The sequence below is a fragment of the Pseudomonas sp. genome (assembly GCF_026224925.1).
In the GTDB taxonomy this organism is placed as follows: domain Bacteria; phylum Pseudomonadota; class Gammaproteobacteria; order Pseudomonadales; family Pseudomonadaceae; genus Aquipseudomonas.
This window is the reverse complement of record NZ_JAMFRV010000483.1, coordinates 1-3,024: the sequence shown is the minus strand read 5'-3', so window position 1 is coordinate 3,024 and position 3,024 is coordinate 1. Positions and strand designations below refer to the sequence as shown.

General features: G+C 58.2%; 2 protein-coding genes and 1 pseudogene. 2 read left to right on the top strand and 1 reads right to left on the bottom strand.

Annotation, left to right across the window (positions count from 1 at the left end; all coding sequences use genetic code 11):
- A pseudogene (locus M0974_RS20750) lies at positions 1-921 on the bottom strand (excinuclease ABC subunit UvrA); the annotation flags it as partial.
- 129 nt (positions 922-1,050) lie between these two features.
- Between M0974_RS20750 and M0974_RS20745 the strand changes: the two are divergent.
- A complete protein-coding gene (locus tag M0974_RS20745) occupies positions 1,051-2,448 on the top strand; it encodes an MFS transporter (protein WP_297841045.1) in 1,398 nt (465 codons plus the stop codon).
- 9 nt (positions 2,449-2,457) lie between these two features.
- Positions 2,458-2,988: a single-stranded DNA-binding protein gene (locus M0974_RS20740; RefSeq protein ID WP_297841042.1), complete on the top strand. Its 531-nt coding sequence runs from the start codon at positions 2,458-2,460 to the stop codon at positions 2,986-2,988.
- Positions 2,989-3,024: the final 36 nt, after the last annotated feature.

Below are 3,024 nucleotides of genomic sequence, written 5' to 3'. Positions count from 1 at the left end.
ACGAATCGCACCTTCGGCCAGCGTCAGTTCACCGTTGACCAACCGCTTGATGTCGAAGAACTGCTTCACTCCTAAGCCGTCGCATGTCGGGCACGCGCCAGCCGGGTTGTTGAAGGAGAACAGCTTGGGTTCAAGCTCGCTGATGGCATGCCCGCAGATCGGGCAGGCAAAGCGCGCGGAGAAAATCATTTCTTCGCCGGGTTCGTCGTCCATCGGCGCGACCCAGGCGATACCGTCCGCTAGCTTCAGCGCGGTTTCGAACGACTCGGCCAACCGCTGCTGCATGTCCTCACGAACCTTGAAGCGGTCTACCACCACGTCGATGGAGTGCTTCTTCTGCTTGTCGAGTTTAGGCAGCTCATCCAGCTCGCACAGTCGACCATTCACCCGAGCGCGGACGAAACCCTGCGCGCGCAGTTCTTCAAAAACCGCCAGGTGCTCGCCCTTGCGTTCACGAACCACCGGCGCAAGCAGCATCAATTTGCTGCCTTCAGGCTGCGCCAACACCAAGTCAACCATTTGGCTGACGGTTTGCGCTTCCAGCGGAATATCGTGATCTGGGCAGCGTGGCTGGCCGACTCGCGCATACAGCAGGCGCAAGTAATCGTAAATTTCAGTGATCGTCCCCACCGTCGAACGTGGGTTGTGGGACGTGGATTTTTGCTCGATAGAAATAGCGGGTGACAGCCCTTCGATCGTATCGACGTCCGGCTTTTCCATCATCGAGAGGAATTGCCGTGCGTACGCCGACAGCGATTCGACATAGCGCCGCTGCCCTTCGGCGTACAGCGTGTCAAAGGCCAGCGACGATTTGCCCGAGCCGGAAAGCCCAGTAATAACGATCAATTTGTCGCGTGGCAGGGTCAGGTCAATGTTCTTCAGGTTGTGGGTTCGCGCCCCACGTATCAGGATCTTGTCCACTGCGGCCTCGCTTGGCGGGCATAAACACGGGAGTATACGGCTCCATGCCAGTACGCGGCAAAGCGTCGCGTATGTGCTGCACACCGATGGGACTGGTAGAATCGGCGCCGGTTCACATGAGGTTTCTCCATGCACGATCCCCTTAGCGAACGAATGAGTGGTAGCGAGACCCGCGCAGCAAGCGGTCTGGCGCTCGTGTTCGCGTTCCGAATGCTTGGCATGTTTATGGTTTTACCGGTGCTCGCCACCTACGGTATGGACCTCGCGGGCGCGTCTCCGGCGCTCATCGGTCTGGCAATCGGCGCTTATGGCCTGACCCAAGCGGTGCTGCAGATACCGTTCGGGATGATTTCCGATCGCATTGGTCGGCGCCCGGTGATTTATTTGGGGCTGATTATTTTCGCCCTTGGCAGCTTGCTGGCGGCCAATGCGGATTCAATCTGGGGCGTTATCGCCGGACGGATCTTGCAAGGCGCTGGTGCTATCTCTGCGGCGGTCATGGCGTTGCTGTCGGACCTCACCCGCGAACAGCACCGCACCAAAGCGATGGCGATGATCGGCATGACTATTGGTCTGTCGTTCGCCGTGGCCATGGTCGTTGGCCCGTTGCTGACGCGAGCGTTTGGCTTGTCGGGTCTGTTTCTCGCCACGGGCGGCATGGCGCTGCTGGGGATTCTCATCGTCGCCTTCATGGTGCCGCGCTCAACCGGACCGCTGACTCACCGAGAGTCGGGTGTCGCGCGAGCGGCGTTGGGCGCGACACTGCGTCATCCCGACCTGTTGCGACTGGATTTAGGTATCTTCGTGTTGCACGCGATGCTCATGTCCAGCTTCGTCGCATTGCCATTGGCTTTGGTCGAAAAAGCCGGTTTGCCCAAGGAACAGCACTGGTGGGTCTACCTTACCGCGTTGTTGATTTCGTTCTTCGCGATGATTCCGTTCATCATCTACGGCGAAAAAAAGCGTCAGATGAAGCGAGTACTGCTCGGCGCCGTGAGCGTGCTGTTGCTGACTGAGCTATTCTTCTGGGCGTTCGGCGATACGTTGCGGGCTTTGGTGATCGGTACGGTGGTGTTCTTCACCGCGTTCAACCTGCTGGAAGCCTCGTTGCCATCGTTGATCAGTAAAGTGTCACCGGCGGGCGGAAAGGGCACGGCGATGGGGATTTATTCCACCAGCCAGTTCCTCGGTTCGGCTGCAGGGGGCATTCTTGGAGGCTGGCTGTTTCAGCACGGTGGACTGAGTATTGTGTTCCTCGGCGGCGCTGCTCTGTGTGCCATCTGGTTGGCCTTTGCTGTTACTATGCGTGAACCACCGTATGTGACGAGCCTGCGCGTGCCGTTGACGCCAGAAGCACAGCGCGAAGCCGGCTTGGTAGCGCGTTTGCTGGCCGTCCCGGGGGTAACAGATGCAGTTGTCGTCAGTGCTGAGGCTGCCATCTATATCAAATTGGATACCGAATTATTGGATCGCAACTCCCTTGAGCGCCTGGTCAACGACCCAGCGACAGCGGAATGCGAAGCCTAGGAGAACGTTATGGCCCGTGGGGTTAACAAAGTCATATTGGTCGGTACATGCGGCCAGGATCCCGAAGTTCGCTACTTGCCTAACGGTAACGCCGTGACCAACCTGAGTCTGGCGACCAGCGAACAATGGACCGATAAACAAACCGGTCAGAAAGTCGAAAAGACTGAATGGCATCGCGTTTCGATGTTCGGCAAAGTTGCTGAAATCGCCGGCGAATACCTGCGCAAAGGTTCGCAGGTTTACATCGAAGGCAAGCTGCAAACCCGCGAGTGGGAAAAAGACGGCATCAAGCGTTACACCACTGAAATCGTCGTCGACATGCAAGGCACCATGCAACTGTTGGGCGGTCGTCCACAGGGCGAAGGCGCTCCACAGGGTCAAGGCGGCAACAGCAACTCCGCACCGCGCCCACAACAGTCGCGTCCGCAGCAGTCTCAGCCGCAATCCCAGCCACAACGCGAATCGCGTCCTGCTCCCCAGCAGCAAGCGCCGCAACCGGCTCCGGATTTCGACAGCTTTGATGACGATATTCCGTTCTAGGATATCAATCAAAAAGCCCGGTTCGCCGGGCTTTTT

Coding starts and splice junctions, on each gene's coding strand:
- M0974_RS20740 (WP_297841042.1), top strand. CDS start 2,458: ATGGCCCGTGGGGTTAACAAAGTCATATTGGTCGGTACATGCGGCCAG.
- M0974_RS20745 (WP_297841045.1), top strand. CDS start 1,051: ATGCACGATCCCCTTAGCGAACGAATGAGTGGTAGCGAGACCCGCGCA.